This window comes from Thalassospira sp. MIT1004 (genome assembly GCF_001858545.1).
In the GTDB taxonomy this organism is placed as follows: domain Bacteria; phylum Pseudomonadota; class Alphaproteobacteria; order Rhodospirillales; family Thalassospiraceae; genus Thalassospira; species Thalassospira xiamenensis.
This window is the reverse complement of record NZ_MCAO01000042.1, coordinates 325,393-348,279: the sequence shown is the minus strand read 5'-3', so window position 1 is coordinate 348,279 and position 22,887 is coordinate 325,393. Positions and strand designations below refer to the sequence as shown.

General features: G+C 56.9%; 21 protein-coding genes. 10 read left to right on the top strand and 11 right to left on the bottom strand.

What is annotated here, in order from left to right:
• Positions 1-57: 57 nt before the first annotated feature.
• On the bottom strand, positions 58-1,890 hold the full coding sequence (locus tag BC440_RS15705) for a dipeptide ABC transporter ATP-binding protein (protein WP_071240484.1): 1,833 nt from the start codon (positions 1,888-1,890) through the stop codon (positions 58-60).
• Between the two features lie 627 nt (positions 1,891-2,517).
• Between BC440_RS15705 and BC440_RS15700 the strand changes: the two genes are divergently transcribed.
• Complete coding sequence (locus BC440_RS15700) at positions 2,518-3,231, top strand: GNAT family protein (protein WP_071240483.1); 714 nt, start codon at positions 2,518-2,520, stop codon at positions 3,229-3,231.
• Positions 3,232-3,282: 51 nt separating this feature from the next.
• On the opposite strand, the gene BC440_RS15695 is transcribed toward BC440_RS15700, so the two are convergent.
• From BC440_RS15695 to BC440_RS15685, 3 genes are all read right to left on the bottom strand, one after another.
• Entirely contained in the window at positions 3,283-4,479 is a 1,197-nt protein-coding gene (locus BC440_RS15695; protein ID WP_007091384.1) for a CmpA/NrtA family ABC transporter substrate-binding protein, read from the bottom strand.
• A 3-nt stretch (positions 4,480-4,482) separates the two neighbouring features.
• Positions 4,483-5,070 (bottom strand): ANTAR domain-containing protein, encoded by a 588-nt coding sequence (locus BC440_RS15690; RefSeq protein WP_007091383.1) that lies wholly within the window; start codon positions 5,068-5,070, stop codon positions 4,483-4,485.
• A gap of 119 nt (positions 5,071-5,189) precedes the next feature.
• Entirely contained in the window at positions 5,190-6,497 is a 1,308-nt protein-coding gene (locus BC440_RS15685; protein WP_247643587.1) for an MFS transporter, read from the bottom strand.
• Positions 6,498-7,274: 777 nt separating this feature from the next.
• Here BC440_RS15685 and nirB point away from each other — a divergent pair.
• Genes nirB through BC440_RS15660 form a run of 4 tightly spaced genes read left to right on the top strand, consistent with a single transcriptional unit; the run spans position 7,275 to position 13,812 of the window.
• Complete coding sequence (gene nirB / locus BC440_RS15675) at positions 7,275-9,743, top strand: nitrite reductase large subunit NirB (protein ID WP_071240480.1); 2,469 nt, start codon at positions 7,275-7,277, stop codon at positions 9,741-9,743.
• Positions 9,744-9,748: 5 nt separating this feature from the next.
• A complete protein-coding gene (nirD, locus tag BC440_RS15670) occupies positions 9,749-10,099 on the top strand; it encodes a nitrite reductase small subunit NirD (RefSeq protein ID WP_071240479.1) in 351 nt (116 codons plus the stop codon).
• Positions 10,089-12,824 (top strand): nitrate reductase, encoded by a 2,736-nt coding sequence (locus BC440_RS15665; RefSeq protein WP_071240478.1) that lies wholly within the window; start codon positions 10,089-10,091, stop codon positions 12,822-12,824. The genes nirD and BC440_RS15665 overlap by 11 nt, the downstream gene beginning before the upstream one ends.
• Entirely contained in the window at positions 12,796-13,812 is a 1,017-nt protein-coding gene (locus tag BC440_RS15660) for an NAD(P)-dependent oxidoreductase (protein ID WP_071240477.1), read from the top strand. The genes BC440_RS15665 and BC440_RS15660 overlap by 29 nt, the downstream gene beginning before the upstream one ends.
• Here BC440_RS15660 and BC440_RS15655 read toward each other — a convergent pair.
• A complete protein-coding gene (locus BC440_RS15655) occupies positions 13,809-14,756 on the bottom strand; it encodes a LysR substrate-binding domain-containing protein (RefSeq protein ID WP_071240476.1) in 948 nt (315 codons plus the stop codon). The two genes, BC440_RS15660 and BC440_RS15655, sit on opposite strands and share 4 nt — an antisense overlap.
• Positions 14,757-14,873: 117 nt before the next feature.
• Between BC440_RS15655 and BC440_RS15650 the strand changes: the two genes are divergently transcribed.
• The 3 genes from BC440_RS15650 to BC440_RS15640 are packed head-to-tail and all read left to right on the top strand — an operon-like array spanning position 14,874 to position 16,316.
• Entirely contained in the window at positions 14,874-15,266 is a 393-nt protein-coding gene (locus BC440_RS15650) for a tautomerase family protein (RefSeq protein ID WP_071240475.1), read from the top strand.
• 40 nt (positions 15,267-15,306) lie between these two features.
• Positions 15,307-15,750, top strand: coding sequence for a cupin domain-containing protein (locus BC440_RS15645; RefSeq protein ID WP_071240474.1), 444 nt, complete (start codon positions 15,307-15,309; stop codon positions 15,748-15,750).
• Positions 15,747-16,316 carry a DUF4865 family protein gene (locus BC440_RS15640; RefSeq protein WP_071240473.1) on the top strand — a complete coding sequence of 190 codons (570 nt, stop codon included), beginning with the start codon at positions 15,747-15,749 and terminating at the stop codon, positions 16,314-16,316. Before BC440_RS15645 ends, BC440_RS15640 begins: the two co-directional genes overlap by 4 nt.
• Here the strand turns inward: BC440_RS15640 and BC440_RS15635 are convergent.
• A complete protein-coding gene (locus BC440_RS15635) occupies positions 16,313-17,509 on the bottom strand; it encodes a pyridoxal phosphate-dependent aminotransferase (protein WP_071240472.1) in 1,197 nt (398 codons plus the stop codon). The two genes, BC440_RS15640 and BC440_RS15635, sit on opposite strands and share 4 nt — an antisense overlap.
• 167 nt (positions 17,510-17,676) lie before the next feature.
• Here BC440_RS15635 and BC440_RS15630 point away from each other — a divergent pair, with 167 nt between their 5' ends.
• Together BC440_RS15630 and BC440_RS15625 are read left to right on the top strand one after the other, a co-directional pair.
• On the top strand, positions 17,677-18,312 hold the full coding sequence (locus BC440_RS15630) for a CDP-alcohol phosphatidyltransferase family protein (RefSeq protein WP_071240471.1): 636 nt from the start codon (positions 17,677-17,679) through the stop codon (positions 18,310-18,312).
• Between the two features lie 106 nt (positions 18,313-18,418).
• Positions 18,419-19,573, top strand: coding sequence for an ABC transporter substrate-binding protein (locus BC440_RS15625; RefSeq protein ID WP_071240470.1), 1,155 nt, complete (start codon positions 18,419-18,421; stop codon positions 19,571-19,573).
• Between the two features lie 45 nt (positions 19,574-19,618).
• Here BC440_RS15625 and BC440_RS15620 read toward each other — a convergent pair whose 3' ends face one another.
• From BC440_RS15620 to BC440_RS15600, 5 genes are all read right to left on the bottom strand, one after another.
• The gene (locus BC440_RS15620; protein ID WP_037989728.1) at positions 19,619-19,966 is read right to left on the bottom strand and encodes a hypothetical protein; all 348 of its coding nucleotides are present in this window, start codon (positions 19,964-19,966) and stop codon (positions 19,619-19,621) included.
• A gap of 78 nt (positions 19,967-20,044) precedes the next feature.
• The gene (locus tag BC440_RS15615) at positions 20,045-20,299 is read right to left on the bottom strand and encodes a GIY-YIG nuclease family protein (protein WP_037989785.1); all 255 of its coding nucleotides are present in this window, start codon (positions 20,297-20,299) and stop codon (positions 20,045-20,047) included.
• A gap of 59 nt (positions 20,300-20,358) precedes the next feature.
• The gene (locus tag BC440_RS15610) at positions 20,359-21,141 is read right to left on the bottom strand and encodes an SDR family oxidoreductase (protein WP_071240469.1); all 783 of its coding nucleotides are present in this window, start codon (positions 21,139-21,141) and stop codon (positions 20,359-20,361) included.
• 91 nt (positions 21,142-21,232) lie between these two features.
• The gene (locus BC440_RS15605) at positions 21,233-21,895 is read right to left on the bottom strand and encodes a 2-dehydro-3-deoxy-6-phosphogalactonate aldolase (protein WP_071240468.1); all 663 of its coding nucleotides are present in this window, start codon (positions 21,893-21,895) and stop codon (positions 21,233-21,235) included.
• A gap of 36 nt (positions 21,896-21,931) precedes the next feature.
• Complete coding sequence (locus BC440_RS15600) at positions 21,932-22,879, bottom strand: 2-dehydro-3-deoxygalactonokinase (protein ID WP_071240552.1); 948 nt, start codon at positions 22,877-22,879, stop codon at positions 21,932-21,934.
• Positions 22,880-22,887 lie beyond the last annotated feature (8 nt).

Genomic DNA, 22,887 nt, shown 5'->3' with positions numbered 1-22,887 from the left:
TCTCCGTTGTTGGTGGCTTGGCGCGAGGGGAGACAAGGCTTGCGACCCAAGGGCCGCTTAACGTGCGTCGGCCACAAAGTGACCGGGCGCAATTTCGCGATGGGCAAGAATGGCCGGCTCATCACCGACCCGACGGATCGGGCTTGGAATTTCACCATCCATCAGGATGCGGTCGCGCACGATTGTGGGGTCGGCGACCGGCACGGCACTCAGAAGCCGCTGGGTATAGGGATGGGTTGGCGTTTCAAGAACCTGCTGACGCGATCCAAGTTCGGCAACCTGACCAAGGTAAAGGACGGCGACCCGGTGGCTCATTTTTTCAACCACCGCCATGTCATGGCTGATGAACAGATAGGCAAGCCCGTGTTCTTCCTGAAGTTCCATGAACAGATTAATGATCTGCGCCTGGATCGACACATCAAGGGCCGAAAGGGCTTCGTCGGCGATGATCAGCTTGGGATTGGATGCCAACGCGCGCGCGATGCAGATACGCTGGCGCTGACCACCGGAAAATTCATGCGGATAACGATTGGCATGGGCCGATGTCAGGCCGACCCGTTCCAGCAACTGGTCAACGCGTGCGGCAATCTGTTTTTCACCGTCAATCAGTCGGTGCGTGCGGATCGGCTCGGCAATCGAAAATCCGATTTTCTTGCGCGGATCAAGGGACGCAAACGGATCCTGAAAGATATACTGGATCTCCTGACGCAGGCGCTGCTGTTCGCCTTTGCCCATGTCACTGAATGCGCGACCTTCGAAACTGATATTGCCCGCCGTTCCCTTTTGCAATTGCTGGATCGTGCGGCCAATCGTCGATTTGCCCGATCCGGACTCCCCGACAAGCGCCAGCGTTTCACCGCGATAAATATCAAAACTGACATTCTCGACCGCGTGAACCCGGTGGGAAACCCCGCCAAACAGGCCCTTTTTGATATCAAAGCGCGTTACCAGATCACGCACCGACAATAACGGGGCCTCGTCGTAACGTGCGGTATTCTGGATATGCTCCGTCCCGACCAGACGCGGCGTATCGCCATCCATCATCGTCACCGGGAACCGTTTGGGGAATGCTTCGCCCGTCATGCTGCCCAGTTTCGGAACTGCGGATAGCAATGTCTGGGTATAGGGATGGGCCGGATTGGCAAAAATATCGGCAACCGTGCCTTCTTCGACCTTCTTGCCCTTCCACATGACGACAACATCATCGGCAACCTCGGCAACAACCCCCATGTCATGGGTGATGAAAATCACCGCCATGCCAAGTTCCTGTTGCAGATCACGGATGATGGTCAAAATTTGCGCCTGAATGGTCACATCAAGGGCCGTGGTCGGTTCATCCGCAATCAGGACCTTGGGCCGACAGGCAAGCGCCATGGCAACCATGACGCGCTGGCGCATCCCGCCCGAAAGCTGATGGGGATACCGCCCCAAAAGTTCCTGCGCATCGGGCAGCCGCACCATATCAAGCAACCGTTTGCTTTCAACAAGTGCATCGGGCTTGGACATGCCTTCATGCAGCATCAGGGATTCCGCAATCTGATCGCCGATGGTGAAAACCGGATTCAGCGACGTCATCGGTTCCTGAAAAATCATCGCGATGTCTTTGCCGCGAATGCGGCGCATCTGTTTTTGCGAAAGTGCCAGCAAATCTTCATCGCGATCTTTTGACCTAAACCGGATGCGCCCCGATGCATAGGATGCGCCCATCATATCAGCCAGACGCATGATCGACATCGATGTCACCGACTTGCCCGATCCGGACTCTCCGACAATTGCCAATGTTCTTCCGGGTTTCACGGCAAAACTCAGATTTTCGATGACCCGGCTGTCGCCGAACTCAACGGACAAATCTTCGACGGACAGGATCGGAACAGAAACAGAATCAGTCACGCAAACATCCTCGGCAATGTAAGGCGGATGCGCAGGTGGCGCGCACCGGTCAAACCGGTGTCAGTGCTGCAAGACACGATGGCCGCAAAGAAGGAATTTTCTTCAGGCACGGTGGGGGCCGTGACCTTCTGATCATGCGTAACGGAAAGTTGTAACGCGGTCCCTCTTAACGACGATTGCCAACAACCCTGATACCGAATTCATGGTTTTTTATTTTGTATACAAACCTCATCATTTATTCGACAAATTGTCAACGAATTGAGTTTCACTAAATTCAATTCGGTTTAAATGCCCTGCTGCCGCATAATCCACTGCACAGCCCGAACGTATTAAAGGTTTGTTTCAAAACCATAATTTTGCACCGCAACATTTCGCCATGTTTCTGGTGTATGCCAACGCACGTCACAACCAAAAGACGAACCCATCACACCGCTTTCGGAACCCACCCCGAAGACTCCTCATGCACCGGCACCAACCATCCTTCCCTTTGCCAAACCATGGCCGGTTTTGGGATGCCCCTTTCCGGTCAGAAAATTGGCACCATTAATTTTACCAAAACGGCTCTTTATGGCGCACCAATAATATCCCAGACTGCATGCTCCCTTGCCTCGCAACAAAGGTCCTCAGATGCCATCCGAACATAAAAACGAATTTGGCCAGCCGGTCGGTCGCCCGGTTGAAAACTGGAAAGAATGCCCGATGCCACCACGCAGCGACATGGCTGGCCGCCATGTCATTGTCAGTCCGACCGATGTGAAACGCGACGCCAGACAGCTATTTGACGCCAACCGCACAGCCATGGACGGATCGCGCTTTACCTATCTTTTCACCGATGCGTTCGAGGATTTTGATGCTTATCAGGCATGGCTCGAAACCATGGCCGCCACCCGCGACCCGATGCTTCATACCATCATCGACAAGGCATCGAACAAGGCCGTCGGCATTGCCGCCTTCATGCGGATCGATACCAAATTTGGCGGCATTGAAATCGGTAACATCAACTATTCCCCGGCGCTTTCGCAAACCATCGGCGGGACAGAGGCGATGTATCTGATGATGAAGCGCGCCTTTGACGAACTGGGTTACCGCCGGTACGAATGGAAATGCGACGATCAGAACGCCCCATCACGTGCCGCCGCCCTGCGATATGGCTTCACCTACGAAGGCACCTTCCGCAACCACATGGTCTATAAGGGCCGCAACCGCGATACCGCATGGTTTTCGATTACCGATCTTGAATGGCCGATGGTCAGGGCCGCGTTCGAAGCATGGCTTGCCCCCGGCAACTTTGATGAAACCGGCAAACAACGCAACAGCCTGCAAAGCTTCCCCAGGGCATAATCGCGCCAATAATCGCACCCCATAAATCACGCCTCTGGTCCGGTGCCGGTTTTATTCCCCGACACCGGCAAAGCTGCGCATGTCGAATATGCTGTTATCCAGAAACGCATCCGGGCCGACAAACGCCCGGTCGGCGGCATCATTCGCGCCCTCGACCCGCCAGTCATCATGCGGAAGCGCAACATCAAGCCCCTTGACCGCACGACGATAAAGATCAGGACGATAAATGTCGGAAATAAGCGTACCGAAATCGACGGAGGCATCAACCTGCCCCCAACGCTGCATCTGTGTGCCAACCCACGCCCCCTGCGACAGCCACGGGAACGTGGCGGTATAGCGATAAAACACATGACGATCAGGCGCCTCAATCGGATTGTCACCGGGTTTAAGCACCGGCCGGCCAAGTAACGAGGCCCGCAGAATATCAAACGATGCCCCGACGTGATTTTCACCAGACAGCAATTGCGCCAGTTCGGTGCGGTTTTCCGGCTGATCGGCCCATTCCGCCGAACGGACAAGCGCACGCACCAGCGCATCCACCGTATCGGGATTGGATTGCACCCAGTCTTCGCGCACGCCAAGAACCTTTTCCGGGCTGCGCGCCCATATGTCTTCCTTAAGGGCGACAATCACCCCGTCCCCGTGGAATACCGCCCGCTGGTTCCACGGCTCCCCCACGCAATACCCATCGACCCAGCCATTGCGCAGACTGTCAAACATCCGTGGTGGCGCAATCACGCCAATATTGACGTCCTTATCGGGGTCAATACCCCCCGCCGCCATCCAGTAACGCAGTTCGTAATTATGGCTCGAATACGGGAATACGGTCGCAAAGGACATGATCGGGCGACCATCCGCCCGGTCCTCGTCGATCACCTTTTTAAGCGCCCGCGCCGAAAGCCCGCGCGGCCCGTGCATCGCCGCCGGATCTGCTTCAAGCATCCGCTGATAAAGCCGGGTTGAAACCGTAATCGCATTCCCGCCCCGCCCCAGCGCCATAGGAACCGCAATGCGTTGCGAGGGCATCCCGCCAAGCCCTAGCCGCGCTGCCAGCGGAATACCCGCAAGCAGATGCGCCGCATCATAAACCCCATAAGACAGCTTGTCGCGAATGGCCGCCCAGGACATTTCCCGGATCAGGGTCAGGTCGATATTCTCTTCCTCGGCAAAGCCCTTGGCGCGCGCCACGACAGGCAGGGCACAATCCACAAGCGGCACAAAGCCAAGTCGAACCTGTTTAAGGGACATGCGTTAGAACTCCAACTGAAAGGCCGTGATCACGCTTTGCGCGATTTCAGAAATTTTGCGGTTCTGTTTCATGGCGTTTTTGCGCAGCAGGTTATAGGCCTCGTCCTCACTCAGCCCCTTTTCCTGCATCAACAATCCTTTGGCCCGGTCGATCAGCTTGCGATCATTCAGCTTGGCCTTGGCCTCGTCGCGTTCGCGGCGCAATTGATCGAACGCGTTAAAACGCGAAATGGCCATTTCGACGATGGGCCGAATACGATCCTGGCGCAAGCCATCAACAACATAGGCACTGACCCCGGCCTCAACCGCCTCTCGGATCGTGTTGCTGTCGCTTTGATCGACAAACATCGCAATCGGGCGCGCAATAACACGCGATACCTGAAACATCTGTTCAAGCGTATCACGGTCCGGGTTTTCAAGATCAATGATGATGATGTCGGGGGCCAACGCCTGAATGCGTTCGACCAGATTGTATGACGTGCCGATGCGGCTGACACGGGTATAGCCACTTTCGACAAGGCCGCGCTCGACAATCGCGGCACGGTCCGGGTTTTCGTCGATCACCAGAATGCTGAAGTCTTCAAGCTTCATTTAGAACCTTTTCCCTGACGATCAAGGCCTCTCTCCTGTCTGTTCTTTTTCGCCCCGGACCTTGATGGCCCGGTGGAAACCGGGATGCGGCACATGCCGCATCCCGGAAAGATCGTATGTTATTCTGCCGGAACCGCCTGCGCACCGGATGGCAGCGCATCGCGTTCCTGCATGGCTTTTTCGAAACGTTCCTTTTCCTCGGCCACGGTCTTTTCCGAGAAACGAACCGCAAGGGCTGCAAAGGAACAGACAATCACGGCAATACCAAGATACATCAGGCCCTGCTGATAGGTCAGTGCTTCGGATTTGAACAGGAAGCCCGCGGCAACCGCCCCGGCATTCCCGCCCGCACCGACAATACCGGCAACCGAGCCAAGCGCCTTGCGGTTAACAAACGGGACAATCCCGAATGTCGCACCTTCGGACATCTGCACGAAAAGCGAGAAGACCACCATCATCGACACCGCGATGACCAGCGCATCCATCATCGAAAACGCAACAAGTGCAACACCTTCGATGAACAGCGCCAGGAACAGGAACTTGACCCGCCCCGAAAGCCCGCCCTTGGCGGCAAACTTGTCGGAAAACACCCCGCCCAGCGTGCGGGCAAAGATGTTCATCAAACCAAACAGACCGGCAATCAGACCGGCGGTCTGAAGACTAAGTTCAAACCGGTCAAAGAAATAGATCGCGGCAATGTTGTTGATCGTAAGCTCGACACCGAAACACGCCCCGTAAACCAGAAACAGCGCCCAGACCCGGTAATCCTTGGCCGCGGCCAGCATGCCCTTGGTCGCACCGGCATGATCATCTTCCGGTGACAGGGCACCGCTTTTGCGCATGTCGGCATAATTGCCATCCGGCGCATCGGTGGTGAAGAACCAGTAAAGTGCAGCAACCACCAGCATGATCACACCCGGGAAGACCATCGCCAGACGCCAGCCCATGGTTTCCGAAACGCCAAAGCCAAGCACCATGGCAAGGATCAGCGGCATGACCATCTGTGTCACACCCCCGCCAAGGTTGCCCCAGCCCGCCGTGGTCGCATTTGCGGTACCGACAACATTCGGCGCAAACATGGTCGAGGTATGATACTGCGTGATCACGAACGATGCCCCGATCGAACCAATGGCAAGACGCGCCAGCAGGAATGTTTCGTAACTATCTGCAAGCCCGATCAGCATGACCGGCAAAGAACCGATAACCAGCAACGCCGTATAGGTCTTGCGCGGGCCGATTTTATCGCAAAGCGGCCCGATCAGAAGACGGACAAGAACCGTGATCGCGACAGACGCGATGATGGTATTGCCGATTTCACCCTTGGTCAGGCCAAGATCGTCACGCACAAGCGGCATCAGCGGCGCAATACCGAACCAGCCAAAGAAACACAGGAAGAAGGCAAGCCAGGTCAGGTGGAAAGTCCGCATCTGGACAGTCCTGAGACTGAAGAGATTGATCCGCGGAGCCTTGTTTTTGATTTCCATAACAATGAAGCCCTTCGTTTGGGTCACTCCGAACCGGTTTCCCGGTTGTCGCGACCGACGGTTATTTCCCCAAGGGCCGCACGCTTCATCAGATGGATTCCGCTGGCGGCCCGTCATTCGTTTCGACTGCGGCTGCGCCATCGTTGCGCGCCAAAATCAAACGTCTGATCGCCCGCCATTGGACGAAGAACTGTGAGTCACCCGTCATTGGGCCTGCTTCCGTCGAAGCGGCTCACACGAAACAAGTTTTGCAAACCGCGCGCCAATTTTTTCGCAACGCGGAAATTTTCAAATAATTCCCTGAAATTCAATACAATTTATCCACCGCAACTGCACAGACGAAAAACTCCCCCCGCCTGAAAGCAGCATATTTGCACATTTTTTAATCTCATCATTTTGCGTGTGGTTATTTTTTAAACAATCACAGGTTTCGTGCAATTCTTGCTTATCCCGTGAGCATCAAAAATCTTATTTTAAATCAGTATTTTGCAAGTTTTTCGTCGCAATCTGCAGTTCTGGCACGCAACTTGTATAGTAAGGGACAAGAGCGCGGGCAAGGTCGCCTGCTGCCACGGCAGAAATGCCAAACCCATATATAGAATCCAATGGCGGGTTCACCCGGATAACGACGTCCGTTGCGAGATTGCCTTTTTGACAGGCAGTGCGCACCGGGCGTTTTTTTTTGCCAATTCGCTTCCCGCGATCAGGAGCCAGAGACAAATGAACCACGTCCCTGCAGCACTTACCAAGAAACCCCGCCTTGTCGTCATCGGCAACGGCATGGCCGGCATGCGCACCGTCGAGGAAATCCTCGGTCGCGCCCCTGACAAATACGAAATCACCGTTTTCGGGGCCGAGCCACGCGTGAACTATAACCGCATCATGCTCTCCCCGCTTCTGTCGGGCGAAAAGGAATTCGACGATATCGTCATCAATACCGCCGAATGGTATCAGGAAAACCGCATCCATCTGTTTTCCGGCGATCCGGTGGTTGAAATCGACCGCGCCCGCAAGGTCGTCATTTCCAGAAGCGGCACCGAAACCGCCTATGACCAGCTTCTGCTGGCCACCGGTTCCGACCCGATCATGATCCCGGTCCCCGGCCACAAGCTTTCGGGCGTTGTCACCTTCCGCGATGTCGATGATGTCGATACCATGCTGAAAACCGCGGCAAATGGCGGCCCCGCCGTCGTAATCGGTGGTGGCCTTCTGGGTCTTGAGGCCGCCGTCGGCCTGCAGGCGCGCGGCATGTCGGTCACGGTCCTGCATCTGGCGGGCCATGTGATGGAACGCCAGCTTGATCCGTCGGCGGGTTACCTTCTCGCACAGGAACTCGGCCGTCGGGGCATCAATGTCATTACCGAGGCCGACACCGCCGAAATCGTCGGCACCGATTGCGTAACCGGCGTCCGGCTTAAGGACGGGCGCATGATCCCGGCTGATCTGGTGGTCATGGCTGTTGGCATCCGCCCCAACGGGCGCCTTGCCGCAGACGCGGGACTGACCGTCGAACGCGGCATTGTCGTTGACGATGTCATGACCACCAGTGATCCGGATATCTTTGCCGTTGGCGAATGCGTGCAGCATCGCGGCCAGTGCTACGGCCTTGTTGCACCGCTGTTTGAAATGGCAAAATCCTGTGCCGATCATCTGGCCGAAATCGCAACCGATGGCTATGCCGGTTCGGTCACCTCGACCAAGCTGAAAGTCACCGGGGTTGATGTCTTTTCCGCCGGTGATTTTTCCGGCGGCGGCGAAACCGAAGAAATCGTCTTCCGCGATGCCGGACGCGGCGTTTACAAACGCATCGTTCTGGAAGACGGCAGGATCAAGGGTGCCGTCCTTTATGGTGATACATCCGATGGCGGCTGGTATTTCCAGCTGATGAAGGATGGTCAGGACGTGACCGAGCTTCGCGATACCCTCGCCTTTGGTCAGGCCTTCGCCGGGGGATCCGCCGGAAACCCTCTTGATGCCGTTGCCGCCCTGCCAGACGACGCAGAAATTTGTGGCTGCAACGGCATTTGCAAGGGAACCATCGTTTCGGCCATCACCGAAAAGGGCCTGACAACGCTTGACGAGGTCAAAGGCCATACCAAGGCATCCGCATCCTGTGGTTCATGCAGCGGCCTTGTCGAAAACCTTCTGGCGGCAACCCTTGGCGGTGATTATCAGGCGGCTGCGGTCAAACCGATCTGCACCTGTACCGATCATGACCATGACAATGTCCGTCGCCTGATCAAGGCCAAGGAACTGAAATCAATGCCTGCCGTCATGCAGGAACTGGAATGGAAATCATCGGACGGCTGCCATGTCTGCCGCCCGGCACTCAACTATTACCTGCTCGCCGCATGGCCGGGGGAATATGTCGATCATGGTGCGTCGCGCTTCATTAACGAACGCGTCCATGCAAACATTCAGAAAGACGGCACCTATTCGGTGGTGCCCCGCATGTGGGGTGGCCTGACCAACCCGCGCGAATTGCGCGCCATTGCCGATGTCGCCGATAAATTCGATATTCCGACCGTCAAGGTCACCGGCGGGCAGCGCATTGACCTTCTGGGTGTAAAAAAAGAAGACCTGCCTGCCGTCTGGGCCGATCTGAATGCGGCCGGGATGGTTTCGGGGCACGCCTATGGCAAGTCCCTTCGCACGGTCAAAAGCTGTGTCGGGCAGGAATGGTGTCGTTTTGGCACCCAGATGTCCATGAGCATGGCCGTCGACCTTGAAAAAATGACGTGGGGTTCGTGGATGCCGCACAAATTCAAGATGGCCGTATCAGGTTGCCCGCGTAACTGCGCCGAAGCCACGATCAAGGATTTCGGCGTTGTCGCAACCGATGGCGGCTGGGACCTGCATGTGGGTGGCAATGGGGGCATTCATGTCCGTGCGACCGAACTTCTGTGCAAGGTCACAACCGATCAGGAAGTAAAAGAATATTGCGGTGCCTTCATCCAGCTTTACCGCGAAGAAGCCCGCTATCTGGAACGCACCGCACCCTGGATCGAACGGGTTGGTCTGAAACATGTTCAGGAACGTGTGGTCGATGATGCCAAAAATCGCGCTGCCCTGTTTGAACGTTTCATGGAAAGCCAGAAAACGGCACAGGTTGATCCGTGGGCCGAACGCGCCAGCCAGGGCGTGGATGCGCACGAATTCAAATCCCTTTCCCTGATCGCAGCGGAGTAACGGCAATGACGGATATCGTAAACTGGGTAAATGTCGGACCGGTCGCCAATATCCCGCTTCAGGGCGCGCGCACCTTCCAGACCGAAACTGATCGCATCGCGATTTTCAGAACCCTTGATGATCAGGTCTATGCCCTTCTGGACCGCTGCCCGCACAAGGACGGGCCGCTGGCACAGGGGATCGTGCATGGCCATTTCGTCACCTGCCCGCTGCATAACATGGTCTTTTCGCTTGAAACCGGCGAGGCACAGGGCCCCGATGACGGCTGTGCGGCCAAGGTGGAACTGCGCGTCATTGACGGCACGGTTCATATCGGCCTGACGGCGGAACAAATCGGTCTGCGCCATGCGGGGTGAGGTTAAAACCACCTGTCCTTATTGCGGCGTTGGCTGCGGCCTGATCGTCTCCCCCACCCGGGACGGCTGGGCGGTCGGGGGCGACCCCGATCACCCGGCCAACCGGGGCCGGTTGTGTTCAAAGGGTGCCGCCCTGATCGATACGATCACCGCCGAGATGAAGCGCGATTTCCGCCTGCTGAAACCCGAAATCGATGGCAAAACCGTCGACTGGCCAACGGCAACACAGGAAACCGCGGATCGCCTGCGCGCAACCATTCAGAAACACGGCCCGAAATCGGTGGCGTTCTATGTTTCCGGTCAGTTATTGACCGAGGATTATTATATCGCCAACAAGCTGATCAAGGGCTTCATCGGGTCGCCGCATATCGATACCAATTCCCGGCTGTGCATGGCATCAACCGTGGTCGGGCATAAACGTGCCTTTGGTGCCGATGTTGTACCGGGATGTTACGAAGACCTGGAAATTGCCGATCTGGTCGTTCTGACCGGATCGAACCTGGCATGGTGCCATCCGGTCCTGAACCAGCGTTTGCGCGCAGCCAGGGAAAAGCACGGCACCAAAATCGTCGTGATCGATCCGCGCAAAACCGCAAGCTGCGACATCGCCGATCTGCACCTGCCAATCAAACCGGGCAGCGACGTTGCCCTGTTTAACGGCCTGCTGGCATGGCTTGACCAGAACGGTCATTGCGACCTTCAATATGTCGCCCGCCATGTCAGCGGCTATGAAACCGCCGTCGCCGAGGCACGCGCGGACTGCCCCGATATCGAGAGTACAGCCAAAAAATGCGGCCTCGATTATCCTTCCGAGATCAGTGAGTACGCCGATCATGACGGCTCGGGTCTGGGGAAACTGGAAACGTTCTTTAACTGGTTTGCCGCCTTTGACCGCACGGTCACCGTGTTTTCACAAGGTGTCAACCAGTCCAGCAGCGGCTCTGACAAGGTCAATGCGATCATCAATACCCATCTGGCGACCGGACGGGTCGGCAAACCGGGTTCAAGCCCGTTTTCCGTCACAGGCCAGCCAAACGCCATGGGCGGGCGCGAGGTTGGCGGCCTTGCCAACCAGCTTGCCGCCCATATGGACCCGAACGATGTTAACGACGTTGACCGGGTCCGCCGGTTCTGGAAATCCGATATTCTGGAACCGGGCGAGGGATACAAGGCGGTTGATATGTTCCGCGCCATCGAACGCGGTGAAATCAAGGCCGTCTGGGTCATGGCAACCAACCCTGTCGTCAGCCTGCCCGATGCGGACCGCGTCCGTCTTGCCCTGTCGCGCTGCCCGCTTGTCATCGTGTCCGACACGGTGAACGATACCGACACGCTGCGTTATGCCCATATCAAACTTCCCGCTGCCGGGTGGGCCGAAAAATCCGGCACGGTTACCAATTCCGAACGCCGCATTTCCCGCCAACGCCCGTTCCGCGAACTACAGGGCGAAGCCAAACCCGACTGGTGGATCATGACGCAGGTCGCACGCGCCATGGGATATGGCAAGGCGTTCAAATACCGCGATCCTGCCGATATTTTCGCCGAACATGCCGCGCTTTCCGAATTTGAAAATGACGGCATGCGCGCCTTTGACATCGGCCAGTGGCACAAGGCAAAGAAATCAACCTATGACGCCATGGAACCCTTCCAATGGCCGGCATCGCGCAAACATCAACCCGCTGGCGGGGCCGAACGCCTGTATGGCAATGGCATTTTCACCACGTCAAACGGGCGGGCCCGTATGCTGGCGGTTGCGCACAAACTGCCCATGTCGCAACCCGGCACGGAATTCCCGCTGATCGCCAATAGCGGACGCTACCGCGACCAATGGCACACCATGACCCGTACGGGCACGGCCGCCCGCCTTTCGGCCCATCGGCCCGAACCGTTGCTGGAGGTCAATATCCTTGATGCCAAGCGTTACAAGCTGACCGATGGCGGCCTTGCCCGGATCAGAAGCAAACGCGGCACCGCATTGATGCGCGTGTCTGTATCAGACGCCCAGATGCCCGGCGAAGTCTTCATGCCGATGCACTGGAACGATGTTTATTCATCGGCGGGCGGTATCGGGCGTTTGCCAACCGCCCATGTTGATCCCTATTCCGGGCAACCGGAAACCAAACATATCCCGGTTTCCATCGAACCGTTTGAACCGCTGTGGCAGGGATTGCTGTTTTCCAACACGCCGGTTGATCTTTCAAACCTGCCTTACTGGGTGGCGGCCACCGGCCCCGGCTGCATGATTTATGAAATCGCCGGTGACAGGCCCTGCCTGTTCAAATCCATGCTACCGACGGCGGCCAACAATACCGGTGATGAAAACGCCATCGAACACATCATTGAATATAACGACGGCAAAAAAGGCGTTCATCGCTATGCCCGCCTGAATGGCGACCGTATCACCGGCGCACTTTTTGTCGGCCCGGATCGCCCCGCCCTTGGCCGCGACTGGATATCGGCACTGCTGGGCAATGATGCGATCAGCGGCCCGGAACGCAATGCCCTGCTTGCCGGGCGTATGCCCGATGCCGGGGCCATCAATGATCGATTGATCTGTTCGTGCTTCTCGGTCGGGCTGGCGGCCATCACACGCGCCATCCATGATCAGAATGCGGTCAGCACCGCCGATATCGGTCGCCTGTTGCAAGCCGGAACCGGATGCGGCTCCTGCCTGCCCGAACTCAAGGAGATTCTTGATGACGCATTACCGCGCGCCGCAGAATAAGCAGCAGTATAAACCGGCCAATCCCGAAAACCTGTATGGTCCTGAAACGGAAAACCGGGAAACCTTCCCCTTCTTTCCGGCCTTCGTCCATGTCACCGGCAAAAAGGTGGTGGTACTGGGCGGGGGCGAGGTCGCGGCGGGCAAACTCCGCCTTTTGCTGCGAAGCCAGGCCGATATTACCGTCATCGCCCCGGAACTGTGCACCGACATCGCAACGATGGTCGATACCGGCGCGATCCGTTGGGAAGCAGCCCCGTTTGTCGATACCATGCTAAATGGCGCGGTGATGATCTTTGACGCCGCCGATGACATGCATCTGACCCGCCGGGTCAAGGTCGCGGCCAAACGGCGCAACATCCTTTTGAATGTCGTCGACAAGACCGAACATTGCGATTTCATCGTCCCGGCAATCCTTGACCGGGCACCGGTGATGGTCACGATCTCGACGGGCGGCTGCGCCCCGGCACTGGCCCGCATCATCCGCCAACGCCTTGAAACCACCCTGCCCGCCTCGATGTCACAATTGGCAAGCCTCGCCCGCAGCGCACGCCGTCGCGTTGCCGCCCACCTGCCCGACAATGTCGCAAGACAACGGTTCTGGACACATTTTTTCCAGAACGGATTACAAGACACCCATCTGACGCAAAGCACCCCGCAGGACCTTGACGCCGCCCTGACCCGCTTCGTCCCCGAAGGCAGTTCCGCCACCGTTCCGGGCGGCCAGATCCTGCATGCCGATGTCACGGCCGAAAATGCCTTTGACCTTGCCCATGGCATTGCACGCGCGATTGAAACATCGGACATCATCTTCCACATGCCCGGCATCGCCCCCGACATTCTGGGCCTTGCCCGCCGCGACGCCACCGTGATCGAACTCGAAAGCAGCGGCGATGACGGAAACATCGATGACGACGCCCGCGAACGCCTGAAACACCAGGCCGCCTTTTTCGCCCGGCAAGGCAGTAATATCACCTGTCTCTATAACTAGGCTGCATTTAACCGTTCCAGATACCCCGGCATCGCATCGCGCACCGATCCCATCAGGATATCGGCCAGCCGCTGCACGATATCGCTTGGCTCGCTCTCAGAACCCAAAAGGTTAAGGTCAAGCGACGGCAGCGCCGGAAGCCCCCCGTCAATGACACGAAGATTGGCGGGCAATCCGATCGGCGTCCGCACCATGACGCCAAGCCCGGCCGCGGTTGCCGCCCACAACCCGCCAAGACTGGGACTGACGAACGCCATCCGCCACGCCACCCCGGCCCGATCAAGCGCCGTTGTCGCGCAATCGCGTAACAGACAGGGCGGCTCGAACGCAACAAGCGGCAGGGGATCATCGCCCAAATTCATCTGCCGCGCCCCAACATCATCCGGGGCCAGAAACGCGCCCCCGTCTTGCCCCGCTGCCGTGATCCAGCACATCGGGACTTCGGCAATGCGCGCAATATAGGGCGCGGATGCCCTATCCATCCCCGGCTGCCCCCATGTCAGCGCCAGATCAATCTGACCCTTTTCGATCCGTTCGATCAAATCGGCATTACGGCCAACCCGTGCCTCGATCCGCACTTTGGGATGGGCGCGGGCAAACTGCCCCAAAATGGCGGGCAAAAGCGCTTCACCAAAATCTTCCTGCAAACCCAGCCTGACCCAGCCTTCAAGGTCCGCACCATGCAGGGCGGTTGCCGCCTCGTCATTCAGGTCAAGCAAACGGCGCGCATAAGACAGCATGGTTTGCCCGGCATCCGTCAGCGCCAGATTACGCCCGGATTTGCGAAAGATCGCCGTGCCAGCCTGTTCTTCAAGCTTTTTCATCTGCGCGCTCACCGCCGATGTCGAACGGCCCAGACGATCCGCCGCACGCGCATAACTGCCAAGGTCCATGCCCGTGACGAAACTGCGTAGCACATCAAGATCAAAATTTACGCGCCGCATCTCTCAATCCTGTTTTTCGGAACTATTACTTCAAAATAATCTGATTTTCAGGATTAAATTGCGCTGCGATAAAGAACACGTCAAGTCCTTCCGCCACATGATCCTAAGAGGCCCATCATGCCCTTCACCCGTATCTCGCTTCGCAAAGGCAAATCAGCCGAATATCTGCGCGCCGTTTCCGATGCGCTGCATCAGGCCCTGACGGAAACCTTTCACGTCCCCGCAGATGACCGGTTTCAGGTCATTCATCAGCATGACGCTGCCGAACTCGACTTTGACCCGAATTACCTTTCAGGCCTGCGCAGTGACGATTTCATCCTGTTTGCCATTACCGCAGGCAAGCCACGCGATACCGCAACAAAACGGAATTTCTACAAACGCCTGACCGACCTGCTGGCGCAAAAAGCCGATATACGCCCCGCCGACGTCATGATCGTGATCACCACCACCGCCTACGAGGACTGGTCATTCGGGAACGGCGTAATGGCAACCGATATCGCCCAATCCTGATCTTCACGGTTTGAAATCCCGAACGGAACGGAGGTCAAAAATGCCCAAAGAAAATCCGCTGGGCGGACAGCACCATCGCGTGCCCGAACATATGACAATTCGTCGCGCCAACACCGATATCGTCACTGCGCCAGACGGCATTTCGACCGGCCCGTTTAAGGTAGAGCCCCTTTTGCAAAGCTCCGTTGACGGCGAAAATACAGCCATGCGCGCAATTGTCGGCCCCGGTGTCATCACCCACTGGCACAGCCATCCGCGCGGACAACTGCTTTATGTCCTCTCGGGAAAGGGGCGCGCCTGTGTTGAGGGCGGCGAAATCGTCGATCTTCACCCCGGCGACAGCATCTGGTTCGCTGCTCATGAACGCCACTGGCACGGTGCCACCGATGACATGACTTTCAGCTATCTCAGCATTCAGGCAATCGCGGACGGCGCATCCGTCCACTGGTTTGATCCGGTTACCGTCAAGGAGTACGCATCATGATCGCCATGCAATACAGCTTCACCCTGCCTGCCGATTACGACATGACCATCATTGATCGCCGCATCGCTGAAAAAGGCCCGATGCTGGACGGTTTCGCGCGTCTGAAATTCAAAGCCTACCTTTCGACACAAAAATCAGATACCGCCACAGGCAATCAGGAAAACCTGTATGCACCGTTCTACGTCTGGAACGATCCACAGGGCATCAGCAACTTTCTCTGCGGCCCCGGTTTCACCGGTCTTACCCAATCCTTTGGCCGCCCATCGGCCAAAACTTGGATCGTCTGGGATTGCGATCTGGCGGCAGGTTTCAAAAATGCCCGCTTCGCCAGCCGCATGACGTCAGCAATCGCGCCCGGCACCAATCCTGAATCACTTCGCACTACCATCGGAAAATCGACGCCCCCCGTGCAAAACAATCTCGCCGGTATTGTCACCGGTTTTGATCCGACATGCTGGACACGCGTTGATTTTCGCCTGTGGTTTGATCTGCCTGCCCCGGAAACAATCGGCAACGCGACGATCTATTCCATCGGCCATATGTCGCTCGGCCAAGATCAAACCTAACGCGCCAAAAACCGCGCCAGTCCGTCCATCGCCTTGTGAATGCGGTCTTCCGATACCGCGTAACAGGCACGGATATGGCCCGCTCCCTCTGGCCCGAATGCCTCGCCGGGCGCAAGGCCGATGCCCTCGGACAGCAATAGCTCCTTGGCAAAGGAAAGCGTATCCTCAACCCCATCAACCCGGAAAAACGCATAAAACGCGCCGTCTGCTTCGGGCAGGTGGATGCGGTTCATGTCGCGCAACCGTTCGATGATTGCCGCGCGTGCACGGCTATATCTGGCGCGCGAACTCGCGACAAATTCCTCGCCCTGCTCAAGCGCCACAATGCCCGCCTGCTGAATGAACCCCGCCGGGCAGGACACGCTAAATTCCATCAGTTTTTCAAGCTCCCCGCCGACACCCTTGGGTGCAGTGATCCAGCCCAGCCGCCAGCCCGTCATCGCCCAGCTTTTGGAAAAACTGTTGATCACCATGATCCGCGTATCGTCACTGACATAGGGCACAAATGACGGTGCCACGTCCGATCCGTCATAGATCAGGCGCGCATAAACCTCATCCGCAATCAGCCAGATACCCCGTTCGGTGGCAAATTCGACCAGCTTTTTCTGGTCCTCCGCGGGCATGACCCAGCCGGTCGGATTATTCGGCGAATTGATCAGAATGGCGCGCGTATCGGGCGCACAGGCGGCAATGAATTCATCGATATCAAGCTGCCAGCCATCAATCCCGGCGTGCAACGGAACCGTTGTCACCTGCGCGCCGAGGACCTTTGGCATGGCAACAATGTTGGGCCAGATCGGGGCTGTGGTCACCATCCTGTCGCCCGCTTTCAGGATCGACTGCATCGCAATCATCAGGGCATTTAACCCCGATACCGTCACGGTGATGTTTTCACGATCCAGTGCCGTGCCATAAAGACGATTGCCATAAACCGCCAGCGCATCGCGAAGCGGCGTAATACCCCGATTGGGTTGATAGAACGTGTCACCGGCTTCAAGGGCCGCAATCGCCGCCTTGCGAATGAATTCCGGGGTCGGCTGATCGGGTTCGCCAAACCACAGCGGCACGATATTTCCCCGCCCCATTCCCAGATGGGCGACTTCGCGGATCAGCGACGCCCCGATATCGCGGACATCCTTGCGGATACCGTCTACCGCAAAGGAAGAAGTCGGGATAACGTTCGAAACGGACATATGGAGCGCCCCGATAAAATTGAATTGCCATACAGACAACAGCCAATCCCGTTTTCAACGCCCCGTCAATCGGACAATTTCAAACCGGTATCATCACGCGTGCATGATTTCCCAACAGACCGTGATAGGATTATGATGTGTCTGCAATGATTTAACCGGAAACCAGAATGTTTGATGCCCGTCTGCGCCCGCTGATCGACAAGCCGCTCAATGCCGTCGCCCGCCGCCTATCGGGAAGCGGCATTACGCCCAACATGGTGACTGGCCTTGGTTTTGTCTTTGGTCTCCTGGCCGCCGCCGCACTTGCCTTCCGGCTTGATCACATCGCCCTTGGCCTGATTTTGCTCAGCCGCATCATGGATGGTCTGGACGGCGCCGTTGCCCGCCATACCCAGCCACGATCCCGCCATGCCGGATCAAAGTCGCAGGAAAGCGACCTTGGCGGTTATTACGATATTGTCGCCGATTTCCTGTTTTATTCGGGTATCATTCTGGCCTTTGCCATCGGACGGCCCGAACATGCCCTGATGGCGGCATTCCTGATTTTCTGCTTTGTCGGCACAGGATCAAGTTTTCTGGCCTATGCGATCATCGCGGCCAAAACCGGGCGCAACCATGAAAAACAGGGCAAAAAAAGCTTCTATTACCTGACCGGCATTACAGAGGGCAGCGAAACCATCTTTGTCCTTGTGCTGATATGCGTTTTCCCGCAATGGTTTAATCATATCGCGGCTATTTTTGGCGCGTTATGCGTCCTGACAACAATCGGCCGGGTGATGCAGGCCCGCCGGGATTTCGGATAAGGTCAATGTCCCGCTTTCGCGAAGCTTGAAGTCGCGATCCGCGCGCGCCATATCGAAATCTCGGACGACAAAACAGAAAACACCTTTTTAACCGGTTCGGCACAACATGAAAAAGCAACAAAAACACGCTTCGAAACCGGCAAATGGCACCCGATTTCCCATCCGATTTTCCGTCCGTTTTTGCACCATCGCCGCCGCGGCCATGATGCTGTTTGGCTGCGATGACAGCGGCCCGATCAAAATCGGTTTCATCGCCGGTATTTCCGGTGACGGTGCCGACACCGGGATCGCGGCCCTTCACGCGATGGAACTTGCCGCCCAGCAGGTCAACGAAAAAGGCGGCATTCATGGGCGGTCGCTTGAAATCATTGCCCGCGATGATCAGAAAAATCCGGAAACCGCACAGGCCGCAGTCCGCGAATTCAAGGAACTTGGCGTCACCGCGATCATCGGCCCGATCATCAGCTCGATCGGCATGGCGATGCTGCCGGTGATCAACGAACTTGATATCGTGGCCATATCGCCCACCGCCTCGGCTGCGGAATTCACCGGTCTTCGCGATAACTTTTTCCGGATGAATTCGACAACGCGTGAAAATGCCGATGCCTATGCCAGACGCAATATCGACAAGGGGCGCATGCGCATCTCGCTTGCACTGGACGGTGAAAACGAAGCTTTCACCGAAAGCTGGTATCGTGAATTCCTGCTGACCTTTGACAAGCTTGGCGGGCGGGTTGTCTCGAAAGTCTGGTTCAACACCGCCGATACCACCAAACAGGATGTCGCACGGCAATTACGCGCCGATAGTCCCGATGCGATCATCTTTATTGCCAATGGTGTCGATAGCGCCGAACTGGCAAAGGAAATCCGCAAAATTGATCGTGACATCCCGCTTTCGACCGCCGAATGGGCCGGAACGGAACAATTGATCACCTTCGGCGGGGATGCCGTCGAAGGCATGGAACTGCTGCAAACCTATGATCGTTACGCCACCAACCCGCACTATCAGAAATTTGTCGCCGATTACCGGAATAAGTTCAACGAACAGCCCGGCTATACCAGTGTCCTGGCCTATGATGCGATGACCGTTTTGGTCGCAGCCCTTGAGACCCGGGCACCCGATCAACCGCTTTCGGATGCGCTTGTGACCCTGCCACCGCAACAGGGCCTGCATCAGGAATTGATGTTTGACCAATTCGGTGACGGCAAACGCGATGCCTATTTCGTAAAAATCAAAAACGGGCAGTTCATTCTGGAATAAAAAAACCCCGACGGATCGGGGCTTTTGCTGGTCTGGATTGACAGATCAATGATCTGATTCTTCGACAAAATTCTCAGAAAGGCCGGTATCATATTCCATGCCCTCGCGGGTCAGGACGATGCTGGCCGGATAACCTTCGCGCGCCAGTCCCTTGCGGGCCAAAGCAACCCAGACCGCCGGATTGGCAAACCCGCTGGCGTCGCGCGCGGCAACCACGAATTTCCCGACATGAACATGATCCCCATGCGCATGCGGAATACGCAAAAGGGTCGCATCACCCGTGGCTTCGTCAATCGATCCCGAATTCGGGTCCTTGGCGATAATCTGCGCCAGCACAAGCGTGCGCAGCTGCAGGTTATTGAGCTTCAGCGGATTTTTGCGTTGTACCGGCATGATGTCGTCCTGATGGTTTGAAACTGTTGGCCCAGATATCTGCGACTGCGCGCAAATATTCAAGCCCTGATTTGTTTATCACACGCCCCCTGCCAGCATTTTGCGCAATTTCCGGTCACGCTTTAAATGCCATTCGCGGCTCATCGCCTCGCCAAAGGTGCGGAACCGTTCGACATAAACAAGCTCCCATTGCCGCCCGCGTGTCGTCTTGGCTCCCTTGCCGCTGTTATGCGTCGCTAGCCGGGCCTCGACATCGGTTGACCAGCCAACATAGGTGCGCGGGCGGGGCATATCCCGCTCGCGCAACACATAGACAAAGGTGAATGACGCCATGCTAGCACCACCCTTTGCGCCGGGCATTTGCAGACCGCCCTGTAGCGAAAGACGACATATCAGCCCATGGTCGAGTTGAAGGCACCACCATCAAGCAGAATGTTTTGACCAACCATAAACTTTGCGTGTTCACTGCACATGAAGGCACAGGTCGCCCCGAAATCAATCGGATCGCCAAAACGCCCGGTCGGCAGACCCGCCTGCGTTTTGGCACGTGCCTCGTCAAGGCTGATATCCTCGTTCTTCGCCCGATTGGTCATCAATGCATTGATGCGATCCGTATCATGTTGACCTGGCAACAGGTTGTTCATGATCACGCCATCCTTGGCCACCTGGCGTGCGGTTCCGGCAACAAAACCGGTAAGGCCTGCGCGTGCGGCATTCGAAAGCCCCAGATGCGGGATCGGCGATTTGACCGAACCCGATGTAATATTGACGATCCGGCCCCATTTGCGCGAAATCATGCCCGGCAAAACCGCCGTCGCCAACAGGATCGGCGTCAGCATGTTGGACTGAACCGCCGCCTCCCATTCCTTCTGTCCCCAATCGGACCAGATACCGGGCGGCGGGCCACCGGCATTATTGACCAGAATATCGGGCATGCCTTCGGCCGCCAGAACCTTGTTGCGCCCCTCTTCGGTGGTGATGTCACACGCAACCGTGGTGACTTTCACCCCATATGTATCGCGGATATAGTCCGCGGTTTCATTCAACGGCCCTTCGGAACGCGCATTCAGCGTCAGATCAACACCGGCTTCCGCCAGCTTGATCGCACAACCACGCCCAAGTCCCTTTGATGACGCACAGACAATCGCCTTGCGGCCCTTGATTCCCAGATCCAATGGATCCTCCCATTTTGGAATTCTTGCAATGGCAGGAATTTAGCCCGGCAATGACGCCCCGGTCAAACAGCCTTCCACACTCCGGAAGGTCTTAATCGCCAAACACCGCATCATGCGCCGCGACATAGGCTTTGGCGGCTTTTGAAACATCATCCGCCGTCATGCCCGGTTTATAAATACCCGATCCAAGCCCAAACCCGTCACACCCGGCCTTGGCATAGGTCACAAAATCATCCGGCCCGACCCCGCCAACCGCATAGACCGGCATGTCTTTTGGCAATACGGCACGCATTGCCTTGATGCCCTCCGCACCGATGATGCTGGCCGGAAAGATTTTAAGCCCGCTTGCACCGGCCCTGATCGCGGCAAAACATTCGCTCGGTGTCAGAACACCGGGCCACGATCCAAGGCCCAATTCCTTGGTTCTGGCGATCACCTCGATATCGCAATTGGGCGATACGATGAATTCACCCTTGGCCGACCTGACCCGTTCGACGTCTTCAGCTGTCAAAACCGTCCCCGCCCCGATCAATGCCGCCGCGCCAACTTCATCCTTCATCGCCGCAATGCTTTTAAGCGGTTCGGGGGAATTGAGCGGCACCTCGATCATGGTGATCCCGGCATCCACAAGCGCGCGTGCCATCCCGGCCGCCTCATCGGGTTTCACCCCGCGCAGGATGGCAATCAGCTTGCGATGGGAAACCGTTTCCACCGCGTCCGTGATCTGTGAATTTACCGAAGTCGGATATGCCATGTTACACCTGCGAAACCTTAAAAAACCAAAATACTGTTATGCGTTGCGGATGACCTGATGCGCGGCCGCAAGACCGGCAATCGTGATCGCCTGTCCATCAACGGCATGCGCATCAAAACCATGCACCGCCAGCGCCTTGCGATACAAACCGGCAAGCTTGCCATCCCCGATCAGGGCAATCTGCGCATTTCCGTCCAGCGCGCCAACGACATCGGCAATTTCCGAACCGATCACAGCCCCGGAAAGAACCGCAGCACCCGCAACATTTGCGGCATTCGCATTGCCGACCAGCCCGCTTGCACGCACCGTAAACAGCTTATGCAGGAAACCGGTCGGTGCATCGGATGCATCGCGTATCGCGGCCTCGAAAGTGGTATCATCCCATCGATCATCCATTGAATGGCGCAGGATCGATTGCCCGGAAAGCAGGGCAAAAACCTCGCCACTCATATAGGTTTTAAATCCAAGGATCGCTCCGCCCGAAACCCGCGCCCATTTCGAATGGGTGCCCGGCAAACAGACCCAACCATCAAATCCCGGCTGCGAGGCCATAAACCCGACAAGCTGGGTTTCCTCGCCCCGCATCACATCGGGATCATCGACCTGCTTAAGCCCCGGCAGGATCGCAACATCAATCCTTTGATCGGAAAGGACCGGGCGTACCGCGCCGGATGCCAATTCATCCGGGCGCACCGGCACCGAACAATACGGCGCTTCAAGCCACCCCTGCTTTGCCCCGGCCATGCCGCAAATCACAACCCGCATCCGATCAGATACCCCGGACGGCAACCACCGACCAATCAGATTGATCAGAACGCCCTCAAACCCAAGTGCCGCATCCGCCGCAATCGCATTCATGCCAAGCGGGCTTGAGACCTGATCAAGGATATTGGCACGATCATCCATCGCCCATGCCCTAACGTTGGATGTTCCCCAATCCACGGCAATCCATGCGGCGGAAGATTTAAGTTCCGATTGTGACACGACCACCC